Annotated in this window: 18 protein-coding genes, 1 tRNA gene and 1 pseudogene; 15 read left to right on the top strand and 5 right to left on the bottom strand. The window is 43.7% G+C overall.

Annotation, left to right across the window (positions count from 1 at the left end):
- Positions 1–115: 115 nt before the first annotated feature.
- The 3 genes and pseudogenes from JMY02_RS02585 to chrA all read left to right on the top strand — a co-directional run bounded on the left by JMY02_RS02585 (position 116) and on the right by chrA (position 3,061).
- Positions 116–490, top strand: a pseudogene (locus tag JMY02_RS02585) (MgtC/SapB family protein).
- Positions 491–932: 442 nt separating this feature from the next.
- Positions 933–1,697: a sulfite exporter TauE/SafE family protein gene (locus tag JMY02_RS02580; RefSeq protein ID WP_227678379.1), complete on the top strand. Its 765-nt coding sequence runs from the start codon at positions 933–935 to the stop codon at positions 1,695–1,697.
- 155 nt (positions 1,698–1,852) lie between these two features.
- Complete coding sequence (gene chrA, locus JMY02_RS02575) at positions 1,853–3,061, top strand: chromate efflux transporter (protein ID WP_201594856.1); 1,209 nt, start codon at positions 1,853–1,855, stop codon at positions 3,059–3,061.
- Positions 3,062–3,156: 95 nt separating this feature from the next.
- Here the strand turns inward: chrA and JMY02_RS02570 are convergent, their stop codons facing one another.
- Positions 3,157–3,813, bottom strand: a complete 657-nt coding sequence (locus tag JMY02_RS02570; protein ID WP_201594854.1) for an NAD(P)/FAD-dependent oxidoreductase — start codon at positions 3,811–3,813, stop codon at positions 3,157–3,159.
- A 171-nt stretch (positions 3,814–3,984) separates the two neighbouring features.
- On the opposite strand from JMY02_RS02570, the gene JMY02_RS02565 reads away from it, so the two are divergent.
- The 3 genes from JMY02_RS02565 to arsJ all read left to right on the top strand — a co-directional run bounded on the left by JMY02_RS02565 (position 3,985) and on the right by arsJ (position 7,144).
- On the top strand, positions 3,985–4,809 hold the full coding sequence (locus tag JMY02_RS02565) for a metalloregulator ArsR/SmtB family transcription factor (protein WP_201594852.1): 825 nt from the start codon (positions 3,985–3,987) through the stop codon (positions 4,807–4,809).
- 89 nt (positions 4,810–4,898) lie between these two features.
- Positions 4,899–5,909, top strand: coding sequence for an ArsJ-associated glyceraldehyde-3-phosphate dehydrogenase (locus tag JMY02_RS02560; RefSeq protein ID WP_201594850.1), 1,011 nt, complete (start codon positions 4,899–4,901; stop codon positions 5,907–5,909).
- A 2-nt stretch (positions 5,910–5,911) separates the two neighbouring features.
- Positions 5,912–7,144, top strand: coding sequence for an organoarsenical effux MFS transporter ArsJ (gene arsJ / locus JMY02_RS02555; protein WP_227678378.1), 1,233 nt, complete (start codon positions 5,912–5,914; stop codon positions 7,142–7,144).
- A gap of 88 nt (positions 7,145–7,232) precedes the next feature.
- Here the strand turns inward: arsJ and JMY02_RS02550 are convergent, their stop codons facing one another.
- From JMY02_RS02550 to JMY02_RS02540, 3 genes are all read right to left on the bottom strand, one after another.
- On the bottom strand, positions 7,233–7,388 hold the full coding sequence (locus tag JMY02_RS02550; protein ID WP_201594900.1) for a hypothetical protein: 156 nt from the start codon (positions 7,386–7,388) through the stop codon (positions 7,233–7,235).
- 163 nt (positions 7,389–7,551) lie between these two features.
- Positions 7,552–7,637 (bottom strand) — tRNA-Leu (locus tag JMY02_RS02545).
- Between the two features lie 143 nt (positions 7,638–7,780).
- On the bottom strand, positions 7,781–8,554 hold the full coding sequence (locus JMY02_RS02540) for a ferredoxin--NADP reductase (protein ID WP_201594848.1): 774 nt from the start codon (positions 8,552–8,554) through the stop codon (positions 7,781–7,783).
- 438 nt (positions 8,555–8,992) lie between these two features.
- Between JMY02_RS02540 and tsaA the strand changes: the two genes are divergently transcribed.
- From tsaA to gspK, 9 genes are all read left to right on the top strand, one after another.
- Positions 8,993–9,838, top strand: coding sequence for a tRNA (N6-threonylcarbamoyladenosine(37)-N6)-methyltransferase TrmO (tsaA, locus tag JMY02_RS02535; protein WP_201594846.1), 846 nt, complete (start codon positions 8,993–8,995; stop codon positions 9,836–9,838).
- A 62-nt stretch (positions 9,839–9,900) separates the two neighbouring features.
- A complete protein-coding gene (locus JMY02_RS13780; protein WP_201594894.1) occupies positions 9,901–10,050 on the top strand; it encodes a hypothetical protein in 150 nt (49 codons plus the stop codon).
- Positions 10,026–11,813, top strand: a complete 1,788-nt coding sequence (locus JMY02_RS02525; RefSeq protein ID WP_201594844.1) for a GspE/PulE family protein — start codon at positions 10,026–10,028, stop codon at positions 11,811–11,813. The genes JMY02_RS13780 and JMY02_RS02525 overlap by 25 nt, the downstream gene beginning before the upstream one ends.
- 78 nt (positions 11,814–11,891) lie before the next feature.
- Positions 11,892–12,680, top strand: a complete 789-nt coding sequence (locus tag JMY02_RS02520; RefSeq protein ID WP_201594842.1) for a TatD family hydrolase — start codon at positions 11,892–11,894, stop codon at positions 12,678–12,680.
- A gap of 231 nt (positions 12,681–12,911) precedes the next feature.
- On the top strand, positions 12,912–13,595 hold the full coding sequence (locus tag JMY02_RS02515) for a TetR/AcrR family transcriptional regulator (protein WP_021814837.1): 684 nt from the start codon (positions 12,912–12,914) through the stop codon (positions 13,593–13,595).
- Between the two features lie 157 nt (positions 13,596–13,752).
- Positions 13,753–14,592: a prepilin-type N-terminal cleavage/methylation domain-containing protein gene (locus JMY02_RS02510; RefSeq protein WP_201594840.1), complete on the top strand. Its 840-nt coding sequence runs from the start codon at positions 13,753–13,755 to the stop codon at positions 14,590–14,592.
- Between the two features lie 3 nt (positions 14,593–14,595).
- Positions 14,596–15,090 (top strand): type II secretion system minor pseudopilin GspI, encoded by a 495-nt coding sequence (gspI, locus tag JMY02_RS02505; protein ID WP_201594838.1) that lies wholly within the window; start codon positions 14,596–14,598, stop codon positions 15,088–15,090.
- Positions 15,087–15,911: a type II secretion system minor pseudopilin GspJ gene (gene gspJ / locus JMY02_RS02500; RefSeq protein ID WP_201594836.1), complete on the top strand. Its 825-nt coding sequence runs from the start codon at positions 15,087–15,089 to the stop codon at positions 15,909–15,911. The genes gspI and gspJ overlap by 4 nt, the downstream gene beginning before the upstream one ends.
- Before the next feature lie 51 nt (positions 15,912–15,962).
- Positions 15,963–17,042 carry a type II secretion system minor pseudopilin GspK gene (gene gspK / locus JMY02_RS02495; protein ID WP_201594834.1) on the top strand — a complete coding sequence of 360 codons (1,080 nt, stop codon included), beginning with the start codon at positions 15,963–15,965 and terminating at the stop codon, positions 17,040–17,042.
- A gap of 162 nt (positions 17,043–17,204) precedes the next feature.
- On the opposite strand, the gene JMY02_RS02490 is transcribed toward gspK, so the two are convergent.
- The gene (locus JMY02_RS02490) at positions 17,205–17,885 is read right to left on the bottom strand and encodes a TetR family transcriptional regulator (RefSeq protein WP_021814832.1); all 681 of its coding nucleotides are present in this window, start codon (positions 17,883–17,885) and stop codon (positions 17,205–17,207) included.
- Between the last annotated feature and the right edge of the window lie 154 nt (positions 17,886–18,039).

The raw sequence follows: 18,039 nt of genomic DNA, 5'->3' as shown, positions 1-18,039 counted from the left end.
AAAATATATTCTCATTACTTACTTATTACTCATCTTAACAGACGAAAATTATCTTTGAATTTGATATTAGTTTAAAATTTTTTTCTACCACGGACTTCAGTTAGGCATTGCTTTTTTGCTGTCGCTACCAATTGCCCTTAACCGTGAACTTGAAGACAATGGTACTGGGCTAAAAACCTTTCTTTTAGTGACTATTGCTTCATGTGCCTTTATGTTGGTAGGTATGGATATCTATTAAGGCTCTGACGCGGAAGCTAGAATTATGTACGGAATCATTACGGGGATGGGTTTTATTGGTGGCGGGACTATTTTCAAAAACGAGGATGGCGCAAAGGGCACGGCAACCGCTGCTGGGCTATGGAACACAGCGGCTATCGGTGACTCTGTCGCCTACGCTCGCTATGAAATTGCCACTATACTGTCTGTCGTTGGTTTCATCATTCTGCAATTCTCTAAACCCTTTAAACCAAAACATAGCCGCAAAGATTGATAATTATTGGATTGGATGTAACGATAACTATTTTACATACTCATCATGAGCAAATAAAAGCCTTCTGACCTTAATAAATCTAGGTTGATACAAACGCTCATGCGCCTCATATGATTAGACGTAAAATAAGCGAGAACAGTGATTGTCTCGCTCATTTTTTATGTAGCAATAATAGTAGTTAGGCCGCCCTATAGTCCTGATCTGAATCTCATTGAAAAGAAGTGGGCTCAGGTAAAGTTTCTACGACAAGGCTGGATGGAGAATGACTTGTCTAAATTGTTTTATGATATTTGCCCTAGCCATAACACTTTTATATTAAGCTGACTATAGCTACTAATAGACAGCTTCAGGTGATGTTTTAGAGCTGTATTTTATTGTGACTTTAGATAAAATATAGCTCTAAAAGAGTGCTGACTCCTTCTGTTAATATTGGAGCTTAACCGTGTTCGATATTTTACAAGCAATTCCTAGTTGGCATCTTGCAGGGCTGTTTTTGGCAGGTATGATTGCTTTTGTGATTTCCACCATATCAGGAGGTGGCGGTGCGCTTTTGCTCATACCTGTTACCTCGGCGCTGATAGGAACCTCAGCTGCGCCACCAGTTATTAATTTGGGTAATTTTATTAGCCGTCCTTCGCGTCTTTATTTATTTTGGCATCATATCGAATGGTCGCTAATAAAGTATTACGTACCAAGCGCTATTGTTGGGGCGTGGTTAGCTGCATTATTATTTAGCCGTCTTGATGGCAGCTGGATTCAGTTATTAGTTGGTGCGTTTTTGATATCTACCGTCTCTCAGTATCGTTTTGGCAAAGTGGAAAAGTCGTTTGATATGCCTAAATTGGGTTTTGTGCCTTTAGGTTTTATCACTGCATTCATTAGCACGCTTGTCGGTGGTTTGGGTCCTGTACTCAATCCCTTCTATATGAATACGGGACTAAAAAAAGAGGATTTAGTCGCTACCAAAACAGCCAATTCCTTCTTTGTAGGACTCGCTCAGATTGGCAGTTATACTTTTTTTGGTGTATTGACCGTCAATCTTTGGATTTATGGTTTTGCGTTAGGGCTTGGTGCCATAGTTGGCAACATTATTGGTAAGCGTTTTTTAACAGGTATGAATGTTAAGCAGTTTAGAGTAATGCTGATCCTATTAATGGTCGTTAGTGGCGTAGTGATGATTGTCCAAAACGTCACGATTCTTTTTTAAATTACACCAAACGTTTTCTTATAGTAAATATACTCTCTGACACGACTAGAGCTAACAATACCGGTGTAAAAACAAGCCACGTTGACTTACACAACTCAGCTAAATTATGGAAACTCGATAATTTAGCAAATATATTCTGCCGAGGAGAGCAATTTGTGGCAAAGCATAATAATCATAAGGTTGAAAGCAAATCAGTGTGGACCGTCTTTCTTGTTTTCCTTAGATTGGGTTTAACTTCGTTTGGTGGTCCTGTCGCTCATTTGGGCTATTTTCGGGATGAGTTTGTGACACGGCGCAAATGGCTAACTGAGAACAGCTATGCTGACTTAGTGGCGCTTTGTCAGTTTTTGCCAGGACCAGCAAGCAGCCAAGTTGGTATTGCCATAGGCTTATCTCGATCAGGATATGCTGGCGCTCTTGCGGCTTGGGCTGGTTTTACCTTACCCTCTGCCATAGCGTTAATCCTATTTGCCATAGGTATTACCAGTTATGGAGAGATTATCCCATCTGGCGTACTGCACGGTTTAAAAGTAGCGGCAGTGGCTGTGGTGGCACAAGCAGTATGGGGTATGGGGCGAAATCTCTGCACTGATGTTGCACGAGTCTCTATCATGGCGCTGGCCGCTTGCTTTGTACTTTTAGTGCCCTCTGCATTAGGCCAAGTTAGCGTCATTGTTATTGCCGCCATTATTGGACTGATATTGTTCAAACCTGAAAAAACGATTGCTCATGATCCTCTGCCTATTACTGTCAGACGTCGAGTGGGTTTATTCTGGTTGTTCTTATTTTTTTCACTGCTCATCGGCTTACCGCTACTGGCCACATTATATCCAACCCATACGCTCTCTATGGTAGATACCTTCTTTCGTGCCGGATCGCTCGTTTTTGGTGGCGGGCACGTGGTGTTACCATTATTACAAGCTGAGGTTGTTCCAGCAGGTTGGGTGAGTAATGATACTTTCTTGGCAGGTTACGGAGCCACGCAAGCAGTACCAGGCCCTTTATTCACCTTCTCCGCGTTTCTTGGCAGTTCGATGAATGAAGTGCCTAGTGGCTGGTTGGGCGGTATGATTTGCTTAATTGCCATCTTTGCGCCATCATTTTTATTGGTTATGGGTGCCCTGCCATTTTGGGAGGGTCTACGCCAAAATTTGCGGACACGAGCTGCTCTGTCGGGTATCAATGCAGCAGTCGTCGGTTTGCTACTGGCAGCGCTTTATCAACCTGTATGGACAAGCGCTATCCTTGAAGCAAAAGATTTTGGTCTGGCATTGATCGCATTGGTTGCTTTAATATTCTGGAAATTACCTGCTTGGCTGGTCGTTATAAGTTGCGGCGCTGCTGGATGGTTATTAACATTATAAGGTGAAAGTAAAGATGAAAGAGCTATTCGCAGAGTTTGTTTGATCGCATTATGCCAACATTATATTTGTACAGTTAATTAAAACAGTCACGCTATTTAAGCATCTTTTTGCAAAAAATTTAGCAAGGCTGGAACATTCTCTCTAGCACTGCGTCCAGCACCGATCAGCGTGGGCGAGCCTGGACTTGCCCAGTCGCCATAGCCAAAAAACCATAGCCGTGGCTCTTTGACTGCTTGTCCTTGTTTGACCTGTACTGTTCCATCCGCTTCGAGAACATTTAAAGGTGCTAGATGGTCAAGATTTGGTTTAAACCCAATACACCAAATAATGGCATCTACTTGTTCTTCATGACCATCGTCCCAAATCACGCCTTGTTCAGTAAACTTACGGAACATGGGTACTGAATGTAAGATGCCTTTGTCACGTGCTGCTTTGACTGGTGGCACCATGACGATATCACCGATACTTTCTACAGGATCATCATTACTGCTGCCAGTAATACGTGCTGTTGCTCTTTCAAACAATACATGGCCATCGACATCATCAGCTAAAAACAATGGTGGCTCACGTGTTACCCAGCTAGTGTCAGCCACTTCAGCCAGCTCAATATAGATTTGTGTGCCTGAGTTGACATAACGGTCCTCAGTTTCTGCTACCAGAAAAATTGATTGCTTGTATTTGGGCTTACCTTTTGGCTCTCTAGGTATCAATCGAGCATATATTCTGCTTAAACGCTTATCAAATACCGTCAATGCCAAATGCTAATGAATATATGAGCCAAGCTTATTATGCAAACAGTATTGCAACGCCCTAAAACATAATTTCACTAACTATGATTTAATAATAAACTTAAAAAACCTTTACATACGAAATATTGTATATATAATATTTCGTATGTAAAGTCTTCTTCAATAGGAATAGTGATGGAAAATACAAATAAGAAAAAGGTGCTGTTTCTTTGTACCAGTAACTCAGCCAGATCACAAATGGCTGAAACATTATTGAAGTACAAAGCTGGTGATGTCTACGATGTTTACAGCGCAGGTATAGAGAAAGGGGAAGTCGATGAACGAACCATACAAGCGTTGGAAAAGTTTGATTTCGATACCAGTGAACTAAGATCCAAACACGTCGACGAGTTTGACGGTCAATACTTTGATTACGTCATTACCTTGTGTGAAAAAGCCAGCACCGAATGCAGAAGCTATCCCAATACAGCCAAGCAACTGGCTTGGGATATTCCCGACCCCAAGTCTCGCACTGGCAGCCATCCATTTACCAGTACATTAAGTGAATTAAGCAATCGTTTAACGATGTTTCTTGCTGTAGAAAAACATAACCGCACAAAGACTGCTGTCAATACACCTGCTGTCAGTAAAGAAGACATGGTGTTGCCTGATTTTGATCCCATTACCTTTTACAAAAGCCTGACTGATGACGTTCGACTCAAAGCATTGATGCTGATCGAATATCATGGTGAGCTGTGTGTTTGTGAATTAATGGAAGCATTGGAGGAGGACAGTCAGCCCAAAATCTCACGCAATCTTGCTGTGTTAAAAAAGGCAAACGTCATCACTGATCGAAAACACGGCCAGTGGGTGTTTTATCGCATCAATCCGGAGCTGCCGTTATGGGCAAAGACCGTAGTTGCACAAACCACAGAAAATAACACTTCTCTGATTGAGCGTGAGATCGGGCGGTTGGATGCGATGCAAAACAGACCAGACAAAGACAGCTTTTGTAAATAATCAATAACTAACATTTAAAGAAAACTGAGCATTTAAACAAACTTAACCATTTTTTCTGATAACACTTAGACAAAACAAAGGACAACTTTATGGCTATTAAAGTCGGTATTAACGGTTTTGGGCGTATGGGACGTTTAACGATGCGCGCCGCATTTGACTGGGATGACATCGAGATCGTCCACATCAATGATCCTGCGGGCGACGCTAAGACGCTTGCTCATTTGATGACGTTTGACTCTGTGCATGGTCGCTGGCATCACGAAGCCAATCACGAAGGCACGTCCATGATTATCAATGGCAAAGCCATTCCTTGTACGCAAAACAAAGCGACCAAAGACACCGACTGGTCGATGTGCGACGTGGTCATAGAAGCCTCAGGCAAGATAAAAACCAAAGCCTTGCTGCAAGCCTACTTAGACCAAGGGGTCAAACGCGTGGTCGTTACCGCCCCTGTCAAAGAAGAAGGCGTATTAAACATCGTCATGGGCGTGAATGAACATCTATACGACAAAGACATCTATCCCATTGTGACTGCGGCATCTTGTACCACCAACTGCCTAGCACCTGTGGTCAAAGTGATGCACGAAAAAATAGGCATCAAGCATGGCTCGATGACCACCATTCATGACATCACCAACACCCAGACGATATTGGATGCCCCGCATAAAGACTTACGCCGAGCGCGTGCTTGCGGTATGAGCCTGATTCCGACCACGACAGGCTCTGCAACCGCCATCACTCATATTTTCCCTGAGCTAAAAGGCAAGCTAAACGGTCATGCCATTCGCGTGCCTTTAGCCAACGCCTCGCTGACCGATTGTGTGTTTGAAGTGGCGCGTGGCACTACCGTAGAAGAAGTCAACGAACTGCTCAAACAGGCGTCTGAAAATGAGCTAAAAGACATATTGGGCTTTGAGACACGTCCACTGGTATCGATTGATTACAAAACCGATCCACGTTCAAGCATCGTTGATGCGCTATCGACGATGGTCGTCAACGACACGCAAGTCAAGCTCTACGTTTGGTACGACAACGAGTGGGGTTACGCCAACAGAACGGCTGAATTGGTACAGATGGTTGGTCTAGCAGATAAGGGTTAATCATGGGACTGCTATCCGTCAAGGACTTATCGACACAAGTTAAACAGTATCTGGTCATCACTGGCAACTATTGGGCGTTCACCTTAACGGATGGCGCCCTACGCATGCTCGTCGTGCTGCATTTTTATCAGTTAGGCTATAGCCCGTTAAGTATCGCCATGCTGTTTTTGTTTTATGAGATTTTTGGCGTTATCACCAATCTGGTTGGTGGCTGGCTTGGCACCAGTCTTGGGCTAAATAAAACCATGAATATTGGTTTGGCTATCCAGGTAATCGCCCTCGCCATGCTCGCTGTGCCTGCTGATATGTTGACTGTGGTTTATGTGATGATCGCCCAAGCGCTCTCAGGTATCGCCAAAGACTTAAACAAAATGAGTGCCAAAAGCGCCATCAAATTATTGGTACCAAAAGATGCTGAAAGCAAACTCTATCAATGGGTGGCGATACTCACAGGCTCTAAAAACGCGCTAAAAGGCGTGGGCTTTTTTATTGGTGGTTTGCTACTGACTTTGATTGGCTTTAAAGGCGCTATGATACTGATGGCATCACTATTGGCCATCGTTTGGGTATTTAGCTTGGTGGTGTTAAAAGAAGACATTGGCAAAGCCACTAACAAGCCTAAATTTAAAGATATTTTTTCTAAAAGCCCTGCTATCAATACCCTCTCCGCTGCCCGCATGTTTTTGTTTGGGGCGAGAGACGTGTGGTTTGTCGTGGCTTTGCCCGTGTTTTTGGCGGCGACCTTTAACTGGAGTCACTGGTGGGTGGGTAGCTTTATGGCAAGCTGGGTCATCGGTTATGGCATCGTTCAGTCGGTTGCACCTTATTTTACAGGCAAGAAAAAAGGCGTGCTGCCAACGGGTAAAGCGGCCTTTTTGTGGGCAAGCTATTTGACATTTATTCCGGCAGCAATCGCGCTGGCTTTATATTTTGATTTTTATATACAAACATCAGTTATGGTTGGGTTACTGATATTTGGCGTGGTTTTCGCCGTCAATTCCTCATTACACAGCTACCTCATCGTCAGCTACGCTGATAGTGATGGCGTGTCACTTGATGTCGGGTTTTATTACATGGCAAATGCGATGGGCAGATTGATTGGCACGGTGTTGTCAGGTTGGGTATACCAAGAATTTGGCTTAGAGGCTTGTCTTTGGATATCGAGTTTGTTTGTGGCAATCGCGGCATTATTGTCCCTAAAACTGCCTAACCAGTATAAAGCAGCGGCATACTGATTAGGGTTTTACTTAATCAATCAATCTAAACCAAAAATACTCTTATTATGACTCGCTACTGGGATGAATGTTTTTTATATGAACCTGACTATATTGCATGCCATGTTCTTTCCCATAAAGTGTTATTAGGTCTGACCATGAGATAAAGCATGGGATAGTTTTTGACAGAGACCAGATATTCTTTGTCATTAGCTTTATGACTACTGATGCTACGGTCGGAGCTGATAGGTTTGCGTGCTTCCATAACTGACACCCCAATGTACATTTAAAAACCAGTGTACATAGTAGTGTACATCAGATGCATGGATTGGGATAGATAGAGCAGGACAGTATAGAACGCCAGATACAACAAAGCCCCTGATATCAGGGGCTTTAGAGGCTCTATAAGATAGTATAGAACTATGTATTGGTACCAGTGGTCGGACTCGAACCGACACGCTTTAAAGGCAACGGATTTTGAATCCGTCATGTCTACCAATTCCATCACACTGGCATGTTAGAAGATAATGTCTATTAGATAGATATTACCGAATTGGGCTACAGGGTTAACTCTGTATAGGCTGCGTATTATAGCAGCCTATTTTTAGCCGTCAAGAATTATTTCAAATTATTTTCGATTAAAGCAATTAGATCTATCTAGCCGACAAAGGCACGCTCAACTGCATAATCCGCTTGTACACCCATACGCGGTGAAACGGTCAAGCCAAAGTCATCTAAAATCGCCGAGACTTCTGCGTTGAAGGGCATGCTACCGCATATCATCACGCGGTCATCGTCTTTGTTTATCGGTGGCAATCCAATGTCTTCAAAAAGTTTGCCTGACTTCATTAAATCAGTCACACGGCCCTGATTTCTAAATTCTTCACGAGTGACGGTAGGGTAGTAGATAAATTTTTCGCGATACCATTCTCCAAATATTTCGTCATTTGGTAGCTCGTTCTCGAACATATCACGATAAGCCAAGTCTTCCGCATGGCGTACACCATGAACCAAAATGATTTTTTCAAAACGCTCATAGACTTCAGGGTCACGTGCCAGTGCTAAGAAGGGCGCCATTCCAGTTCCTGTTGAGAGCATGTAGAGGTGTTTGCCCGGTAGCAGATCATCTAGCACGAGTGTCCCTGTCGGTTTTTTGCTCACTAACAATTCATCGCCTACTTTGATGTGCTGCAAGCGTGAAGTTAATGGGCCGTCTGGCACTTTAATAGAGAAGAATTCTAAATGATCTTCATAGTTTGGGCTAGCAATCGAGTAAGCGCGCAATAGAGGCCTGCCATCGACAACGATTCCAATCATTGCAAACTCGCCATTACGAAAACGCAAGCCGTCATCACGAGTGGTTTTGATGCTAAATAGAGAGTCATTCCAATGATGAACCTCTGTGACCGTTTCGGTGCGAAGTTTTGACATAAAGTCCTCGTTAATAAGTGGTTATCTGTATCGTTAAGTTTAGATGAGTATCAACTCAATATTTTCAATAATAGATTAAAAATGACAAAAACGTCTCTGAGCCTTGATGCTTGTCTGAAATATTATTTTTGAAACATCAATTTGGTAAGCGCTTGATAATGAGCTGTGTGCATTAGTCAAAAACTGAGCGCTATTCTAACATTTTATCCGATGTGATAAGTACATATAGATGCCTTGAAAGTCTATAGGAAGGTAAGATAGTGTATGAACTCAAAAGGCTATCATCGAATTGCTCGCTCATCATATCAAACTTTAAAATAAAAATCTGACAAGCAGCGACGATGCAGCATGATAAAATGGAATATCGTTAGCGAGTAATTTTGTAAGATTGGATAGAACTATTTTATCAGAGCAGTTTGTCATTAATGGAGTGGATTTATGGGCGACGAAAATGCGTCTCGGGATAATTATCATTGTGCGCCAATTATTGGCTACCATCGCGCCCCACTTTCACAGAAATTTGGTGCGCCAAGACAACCCAATTTGGTAGCATTGACTAGTGTTATTGAGATGCGAGCGCCTTATGATACGCCAGCTGCTTTTATAGGTTTGAATGAGTTTAGTGATATCTGGATCAGTTGGCAGTTTCATCAGAACTATATCAATAAAGAAAATTCTATCAATCAAGCGGATAATGGTTTTCGTCCGCAAGTGCGACCGCCAAGATTGGGCGGTAATCAGAGAATAGGGGTGTTCGCCAGTCGTAGTATGTATCGTCCTTCGGCGTTGGGATTGTCGGTCGTTAAGCTTGAACGTATCGAGATCGTACAAGGGCGTGTTTTACTTATTATTAGCGGAGCAGATATGATAGATGGCACACCAATTATCGATATCAAACCCTATGTGGCTTATAGTGATGCGATTATCGATGCAGCGAGTGGCTTTGCGCAAGCGGCTCCAGTGTCTTTAGATGTGACTATCACTGAGTCTGCTTATGAGCAATTTATGACTCTAGTCAATATACGGCAGTTGCACAGAAGTGATAGTAAGAATGCTGATACAGAACCTACTACGGTAGCTGCGCTGATTTATAAGACTCAAAGTCAATTGCTCGTTTCTGATATCGATGTTATCAAAGCATTAATCGCGCAAGACCCGCGTCCTGCCTATCGCCGTCATGACATAAAAATACCGTTTGTGATGCGCTATAAGTCGGTGGATGTGAGCTTTCAATTGATAGAATCAGGACAGCTACAGATAATCGCCATTGTAGAAGTGAGTTAAAAAATTTATCCCAGTATTGTTGACTCTCTTTTTTGGCGACCTAATTATACCAACGAGACTGTATTTTAAGAGACTGTATTTTAAGAGACTGTATTTTAAGAGACTGTATTTTAAGAGACTGTATTTTAAGAGACCGTGTTTTAAGAGGTAGTATTTTAATTTTCACCAATCATAAAAGAAGAACAATATGTCTGCTCATAAGTATTCGATAGTGATTGATTTGCGTTGGTGCCTAGATGAGTTATTGGCAGATAAGGTGATTGATCAGCGTGGCTACAATCTAGTGGTTACGAGCCGTCGTGATAAAGCGCAGCATCCATTACTCACCATTAGTGAGTTTGGTTTGCCGAATGGTCATGCGCTTGATAATAATCCTGAGACCAAACTGACGATAGCATGGCTGAATCAATGGCTTGCTGCCAAAGCCGGTATGTCGCTGGTTCGTATTGACCCATTAAAAGTCGATGTGCCAGCCGTCACACAGCTGATGTCCTTTGAATATGCGCGCTCGCAGCATATTTTGCCAATTGAAGTGAAGATAGACGAAGTGGTCATCGGTACAGACCAACCGTTTTATACAGACTGGCAAGCCAATATCGAAAAGTTAATAAAATCTAAAAGTTATCGTACGGTTTATATCAATCCTGAACAGATCAATCGCTATCGACGAGAGTTCTATCAAGTCACGCAAGCGATTGCAGGGGCAAATAGTGTCCATAAACGCGCGGCGGCTGATGTCACCAATGTCGAAGCACTATTGCAGCTGGGTGACAATACCAATCCTGATGCCAATGATCAACACATCGTCAGAGTCGTTGATTGGCTATTGCAATACGCTTTTGAGCAGCGCGCCAGTGACATTCATCTAGAGCCACGGCGTGAGACTGGCAAAGTGCGTTTTCGTATTGATGGCGTTCTCCATACGGTTTATGAGATGCCGTTAGCGATTATAGTAGCGGTGACGGCGCGTATTAAAATTTTAGGACGACTCAATGTCGCCGAAAAACGCAAGCCGCAAGATGGTCGCCTAAAAACCCGTACCCCAAAAGGGCTAGAGACCGAGTTACGACTGTCTACAATGCCCACTGCTTTTGGTGAAAAGCTGGTCATGCGTGTGTTTGACCCTGAGGTGCTGGTACGCTCCTTTGCGCAGCTTGGCTTGTCTGGCAAGCAGCTTGAAACGTGGCATGAGTTGACCGCCCATCCAAATGGTATTATTTTGGTCACAGGGCCAACTGGCTCAGGTAAGACCACTACCTTATATAGTACGCTCAAACAGTTGGCCACTGAGCAAGTGAATGTCTGTACCATTGAAGATCCTATCGAGATGATTGAGCCGGCCTTTAATCAAATGCAAGTCAATCCAGGTGTTGATTTGCATTTTGCGGATGGTATTCGCTCATTAATGCGTCAAGACCCTGATATCATTATGGTGGGTGAAATTCGTGATGCCGAAACAGCGAATATGGCAGTGCAAGCATCACTTACAGGACACTTGGTGCTATCGACCTTGCATACCAATGATGCCCCAAGCTCAATCACTCGTTTGCATGATTTGGGCATTCAGCCATTTTTGACATCGGCCACCATACTGGGCGTAATGGCGCAGCGTCTATTACGGACATTGTGCCCCCATTGTAAAAAGGCGATTGATATAACGCCTGACAGTGAAATAGCCATTCAGTGGCAAGAGTTGGTGCAACCGTGGCGCGCGCCTGTGCCTGCACAAATTTATACGGCACAGGGCTGTGAGCATTGTCGCCATACTGGTTATCAAGGGCGCGTTGGTCTCTATGAAATTATGCCTTTATCCAATGAGTTAAAAAAATTGGTCGCCGCAGACGCAAATTTAGACGTACTGAAGCAGCAAGCGTACCGAGAAGGTGTGCAGCCTTTGCGCCTATCTGGGGCAAAGCGCATTAGTGAAGGAGTCACCACCATAGAAGAAGTGATGCGAGTAGTACCGCTGCATTAAAGTGATGTGTGTATTATGAGATTTAATGCTTCATTCAATTTTTAATTTTGTCTATCCACTTTTATTACTGAGATTTATATGTTTACTGATAGCCATTGCCATCTGAACCGTTTAGATTTAACCAAGTATGATGGTGAATTGTCCGGCGCGATTGCCGCTATGAAAGAAGCCAATGTCAGCCGTGCCATGGCGATTATGTGTGATTTTTCCGAATATGATGAGATTGCCAGTATCGTCAGCACCTATGGTGATGAAACGCTAAACTTAGGCATGAGTGTGGGCATTCATCCGTGTGAAGATATTCAAGTCTTGCAATCAGCCACTGTTGAGCGACTGATAGAAACGGCCCGTGCCGATCATGTATGGGCAATAGGGGAGACGGGGCTGGATTATTATTGGTCAACTGAGAATAAAAAAGCGCAACAAGCCAGCCTTGCCCGTCATATCCACGCTAGCCAAAGCTTGAAAAAGCCACTCGTGATACATATGCGTGACGCCAAAGAAGATACGATTGATATTCTAAAAAGTGAAGGTGCTGAGCATGGCATTATCCACTGCTTTACCGAAGATTGGGATACCGCCAAGCGCGCGTTAGATCTCGGGTTTTATATTTCATTTTCGGGTATTGTCAGCTTTAAAAGCGCGCAGATGATTCAAGATACTGCGCAAAAAATGCCCAGAGACAGAATATTGATTGAAACGGACAGTCCTTATTTAGCGCCTGTACCGAAACGCGGCAGACCAAATGAGCCTGCATATGTACCTTACGTCGCCAGTCATATCGCAGGTATGTATGGCTGTAGTAGCGATGAGGTTGGTGCGCTAACGGCAAAAAACTTTGAAAATTTACTGGCACAGTATGATTAAAATGGTTATGCTATGACCAGTCAGTCATTTACGAGATAGCCTTGTGGCGTTACGTATTAAAGGGTTTAAATACCAAACGTAATCCTATGATTCTCAATGACTATTTAGCACACGCCAGCATATTCTTCGTTGTTTTTCGGCCAGATGGTTTATAGCCTCATAGGCCAGTTGCCGACATACCAATATCAACGATGGTCATATGCTTAATCTTGTCAGGTTTTAGGAGAGACTATGAGTCGTCAGCATCAATTTAAGGCACGAGAAGAAAATATCTTGGCGATGGCAGAGCAATTGCTACTCGAGTCGGGCGATGGTGATATCACCTTAGACAGTTTGGCAGACCAGCTTGATTTGGCTAAAGGCACGCTGTATAAGCATTTCTCCAGTAAAGATGAGCTGTATTTACGTATTATTATTCGTTACGAAGAACAGTTATTTGAGATCAATCGTATTGACGATTGTCCATCGGCAGGCGTGGCTCGTATGATTTTTCAACAGCTATTTAATCCACAAAAAGCGATGTTACTCAATCAAATCGAAGAGCGTTTGGCGGCGTCGGTGACGGGTCTCAATCGCTTATTTGGTGAGTTGTATGATATTCGCCGTCAGCGTATGAAGCGTTTGATTGATATTATCAGTGCTTATCTAAAAGATGAACACAGCAGTTTGAGCACGCGTGATTATTTGTCTTCTATTTGGGCGATGGGTCAAGGCGGTGCAGGGCTGTTGAATTCAAGTTTTTATCAGCGCTATTTGGGTCGCCGCGATACCTTGCGATATGCTTTCGTTCAGCAAATGCTAGAGCTGCCGAGCCATTATCCTGCCGCTGAGGATGAGGTGATGGATGAGGATATGCAAGAATTAGTAGAGCAAATCGATACTGAATCAGAAGAACATCGTAATACCAATTATTAGGATGTTTTTTAGACAATTTTTATAATAGTAGGCTTTTATGAAAACCTGCGTTGCCATTATCTAGATGGCAACCTGTTTAATGCTATTTTTTATATTTTTGAAAGCTCACGATACTACCTCACATATGACAAGCCAATGATAGGCTTATAGGTGCAACATGCCGGTCACTGCCAAGATTCAGTCCAGCTCAGCGGCCAGTTGCCATCTCAGCGCAATCAATCGACATTCGCTATACAATCAGACAGATATCAATCCGCCATTTCGTCATTGTTGCAGTGAAGTTTCCTCGTTAAAAAATATTCAGGCTTCCTCTTTTAACCTATCAAGTGTTAACTCACCAAGCATTTCTCACTCACAAACGGGTTTTACTCTCGTTGAAATTGTGGTGGTGGTGGTTATTTTGTCTATATTTGCTGGCATGATGAGCTTGTCGGTCGGCAGTAGTGAGTCTCGCAAAAACCGCGCGTTTTATGAACACTTGACCGATTCATTAAGTTACGTTCGACTGTTATCAGCGGAGCGTATGCAGCCCATGGGTTTGAGTCTACAAGCGGATAAGCAAGGTCAAGTAGCGCCAGTGATTGTTACCTTATCCAATCCTTATATTGCTTATCAAACTGCTGATAGCTCATCAGATAGTATGAATAGTCGCCCCAAAAATGCCATGGAGTTGTCTGCAGATCTGACAGGTATGTCAGGCGTTACTAGCGAACAACCCACGCCGAGCTGGGATATTGAGCCAGAGGTTAGCTTGCCTGAACTGCCTGCTGGTGTCAGTTTGCGGGTGCAAAGCTTGGAGTCTGGTAACACAGTAAATGCGGTACAGAGCCAAACGCTACAGCCTTGGTTTACCGACCAAACCGTGCCGCAGGTGCTATGGTTTGGGACAGGGCAAGCGACACCCGTGACCATTGAAGTGATTCATAACTCGCGTTTGGTCGGTGAGGTCATTATGATCATGCCCGATGGTAGTATGATGATAGGACAGGGGTCGTAGTTGATGACTATTTCTTCTAAGTCGCTGACGACTTCTGCTGCGCCTGTGTTTTCTCAGTCTAAGCGTGAAGGGGGCTTTACCTTGATTGAGGTGATGGTAGCTTTGGCCATTTTGGCAGTGGTTGCCGTCGCTGCTAGCCGTGCAAGTAGTGCTTATCTTAGCTCAGTCGATGTATTGCGCACTCGTACGCTCGCACACTTTGTTGCCCAAAACGCTGCGGCCGATTTGCGTATTCAAGATACATGGCTGACAGCCAAACGGACGCAAACGATCAATGCTCAAGGGCGTGATTGGCAAGTGGTGATGACGGTCAGCGAGGCGATGACACCAGCATTAAAAGAAGTAAACATTACCGTTGCACCTATTATAGATGGACAGACGCGCAACGCAGTGACGGATATCGATGTGATATTGAGCAATCCCGAGCAGGATATTGGCAGTTTAGATTTGGGTGGTTTGGGCGCAGGTATCGCAGGGCAAACGGGAGATCGTTTGTGAGGCCGCAGTATGGATTTACTCTGCTTGAGCTGATGGTTGCGATGGCTATATTTGCCATGTTGGCAGTGGCGGGTTGGCAAGTGTTTGATAGTGTCAATCGTGCTCGTGAACGGGCGCAATTCCATGCTGACAATTTAGCGGTATTACAATATGCGTATCTGCAATTGCAGCAAGATATGGGGCAGATTATTCCTTATCAAGCAGCCGCTACGCAAAAAAATAATGCGGCAAGTACCAGTACAAATGGCAATACAAGCAATAGTAATCAAGCAAACGAGATAGCACCTGAGCCTTTTTTGAGTTTGGATGGTGAGCACGTCAGCTTTGTACGCTTTGCTGATCCTGATCCACGTTATCAAAGTAGCCAAAGCGTGCAGCATATCGAATATATTTTTGCCGATGAGCGTTTAATTCGCCGTCAATATAGCAGCGTGGATGGTGGGCGCGATAGCGTCAGTTTAGACAGTGTGTTGCTTGAAGGTGTTAGCGCTGGGCGTTGGCAAGCCTATTTACCAGAGTTGAGCACCACGTTCCCCAACGCAGAAAGCAATAATAGCACTACAAATCCCACTTTTGGACAAACGGTCAATCCAGAAAACGCGCAGCCTAAAGTAGTTTTGTTACCAAAAGGCATCGCTGTCAAATTCACTTATCAAGACATGCCCATCACGTGGCAGTGGGCGCTTGCCCCGCAACCAATACCACGCAACAATAGTCAAAACATTCCTAATAGCAATGGCGATAATGATGGCAATAACAATAATGACAACACCAATGGTGGCGAGACTGCGAACGATGGTGCAGAAAATGGCAATCGATAAGGTAGACATGAGCATGTACCATTGGGTCAATAACAAAAGCTGTGCATGTCAATGATAGCCAGATCTCAGCGCGGGGTGGCGCTACTCACTATCTTGCTATTGGTGGTCAGTATTACTGTGGTCGCAGGGGCGATGCTTGCCAGCCAAAAGATTGCTATTAGGCGCAGTGGTTTGTTGTTTGATCAAAATCAGTTATTACAAGATATCAATGCAGGTCAGCAGTTGGCCGTTACTATGATTCGTGCTGATAATAAATTGAATGATACGGACAGCATGCAAGATATCTGGGCGCAGCCAATACCGCCTTATAATTTCGGCACACACAGTATCAGCATCGAATTGCGTGATGAGGCCAGTCGCTTTAATATCAATAATTTATATCAAAACGGGGCAGTTGATACGACCGCTTTGGCCATATTTCAACGGCTTTTGACACAGTTGAATTTGGACGCTGAAATTGCCATTGCGGTACTTGATTATCAAGATACAGACAGTGAAGTGCATGAAGATGGTGGTAATGAGAGTGTGGTATACACTCAGCAGTCGAATACTATAGCCGCTAATACATTACCAAATCAGCCTTTTATAAGTATCGATCAGTTGCAAGAGATTCGAGGCATTGATGCTGATGTACTAGCGGCACTTCGTCCTTATATTACAGCGACGCCTTACTTTCTAGCTATCAATGTTAATACAGCCAGTCCAGTCCTATTAGCTGCCTTGATAGAAGGTGGCACTGGCGAGCAGATGCAAGAGCTGGTCGCTATACGTGAAAAGCAAGCGTTAACCTCTGTCGATGACATGTGGCAATTGCCACTATTGAGCAGTCTAAATGAAGAGCAGCGTAAGGCATTAACACCATTATTGGCCGTTGACAGTCAGGCTTTTATGGCGCTTATTACAGCGACCGATAGTGCAGATAGTGACCAAACAAGACAGCGTTTTGCGACGGTTTTAATCCGTAAAACGGCTACCGAGACAGAAAGTAACAGTAACTCTAACGGTAATAACCCTAACAACAGTAATCCCAATAACAATAATTCTACTCTGGGTGATGCGAGCAATAGCGACAAAGCAAAGGACGTTAAAGTGGTCACCCAGCGATTATGGGCGTTCAGACCCAGTTTTTGATAAAGTTGATTCCAAATAAAACAGATACATTATATTTTAATGCGTAACTGGTATAAATTTTTCTCGCTTGCTGTGCCTTCGCAGACAGAGGCTGCAAAAAATTCATTCCAGTTACGCTGACTCGTTTCTATACTGAACTCATTATAAGCAATCAAACGGGCTCTAATCTTTTAAGAGCGTTTCTTCGCTAGACTTCCAATTATAAGCGCCATAAAACAGCATCTGTGCTTGGCGGGTACAGTTATGTAGCATCAATTGCTTATTTTCTTCAATCTCATTCAAATCTATTTCATCGTCATGGTCTTCAGTATAGGTCAATTCCAGCCAATCGATAATCCAAGAAAAGAACATATTGACGCCAGCCTCAGCCAATAAACGACGATCGTAGCCATTGATATGGGTAAATGCTGGCTGTAGCGCGAGATCGTCAGCTAAGCTTTGCGCGTGTTTTTTGACCAGCTCATTGATTGCCTTACGCACGGCTTCCGAGCCACCATAACGCTCACTGACCAAAAACTGCCAGTAATAAGGCTGCTCACTGACCATGTATAGAAACAGCTGAATACTCTTGGCAATTTGGCGATCAAAGCTGCGTTTGCGGCCAATCTGTAAGCTATCGCTCAATATGGCCAAGGTACCGCCCAGCTCTTCTACCACCAATGCTCGCCCAAGCGATTCCATATCATTGAAATGTCGATAAAACGCTGTCGGCACAACGCCAACCTCGCGGGTTACCTGCCTTAAGCTGATAGAGCTAAATGACTGCCCTGTCATACACAAGTCGAGCACCGCATTAAAAAAAGCGTGCCGAGTCTGAAGTTTCTTTTGTTCGCGACTGCTCATAATAGTTCAAAATTATCCGATAGAGGTTTATCATACTCATTTCAGCGTAAAAATACGACTGAAATACGCAACTTGGGTGAATTTATACCAATCCCAAAAATCAGAGTAGGAAGGAAAACGAGTGCAATCGCTACAGTCAATTCACTATAAAATA

It is taken from the genome of Psychrobacter vallis, assembly GCF_904846715.1.
Taxonomy (GTDB): domain Bacteria; phylum Pseudomonadota; class Gammaproteobacteria; order Pseudomonadales; family Moraxellaceae; genus Psychrobacter; species Psychrobacter vallis.
The sequence above is the reverse complement of the archived record's forward strand: the minus strand, read 5'-3'. Positions and strand labels throughout refer to the sequence as shown.